Raw genomic sequence first — 977 nt, forward strand, 5'->3', positions numbered from 1 at the left:
CGGCGCACGCGCGCGTCGGCCCGCCTCGCGCAACGGCCCTCGCCGGCATGGGAACCCGGGCACGCGCCGGCGCTCGAAGCTCGCACGCGCCCGCTGCGCCGCCAGCCGTCCCGCCCCCTCGCCCAACCCGCCCGCAAACCCTTGCCCTTCTCCCTCCACAGCTTCCCCGGCGGGCTCGCCTTCGTCGACATCGAGACCACCGGCGGCCCCGCCCAGCGCGAATCGATCACCGAGGTCGGCATCGTCCAGGTCGACGAGGATGGCGTGCGCGAATGGTCCACGCTGGTGCGACCCGAGTCGCGCATTCCCGACTATATCCAGCGCCTCACCGGCATCGACGACGCCATGGTCGCCGACGCGCCGCGCTTCGCCGACATCGCCGACGAGATCTTCGACCGCCTCGACGGCCGCCTCTTCGTCGCCCACAACGCGCGCTTCGACCACGGCCACCTGCGCGCCGCCTTCCGCCGCGCCGGGCTCGACATGCGGCCGCAGGTGCTGTGCACCGTCAAGCTGTCGCGCCGGCTGTTCCCCGACCACCGCCGCCACGGCCTCGACCACCTCATCGAGCGCCACGGCCTGGTGGTCGCCGACCGCCACCGCGCGCTCGGCGACGCCCAGCTGCTTTGGCAGTTCTGGCAGAAGATCCACGAGCGCTTCCCGCCCGGCCAGCTGTCGGAGGTGATGCGCGAGCTCGTCGGCCACCCCAGCCTGCCGCCCCACCTCGACCCCGAGCAGATCGCCGACCTGCCCGACGCGCCCGGGGTGTATCTGTTCTACGGCGAACGTGGCGGCGACCCGGCGCCCGCAGGCGGCTCCGATGACGCCGACGGGCCCGCCCGGGCAGCGCCGGACGCCGGGGCCTCCTCGCCCTCCGCCTCGCCCTCCGCCTCGCCCTTCGCCTCGCCCTCCGCCTCGCCCTCCGCCTCGCCCTCCGCCTCGCCCTCCGCCTCGCCCTTCGCCGGGCGCGCCCGCAC

Annotated in this window: 1 protein-coding gene; it reads left to right on the forward strand. The window is 75.4% G+C overall.

Annotation, left to right across the window (positions count from 1 at the left end):
- Positions 1–141: 141 nt before the first annotated feature.
- Positions 142–977 (forward strand): 3'-5' exonuclease (locus tag C667_RS23300; RefSeq protein ID WP_245538531.1); only part of this gene is annotated, 836 nt, incomplete at its 3' end.

The sequence above is a fragment of the Thauera phenylacetica B4P genome, assembly GCF_000310225.1.
In the GTDB taxonomy this organism is placed as follows: Bacteria; Pseudomonadota; Gammaproteobacteria; order Burkholderiales; family Rhodocyclaceae; genus Thauera; species Thauera phenylacetica.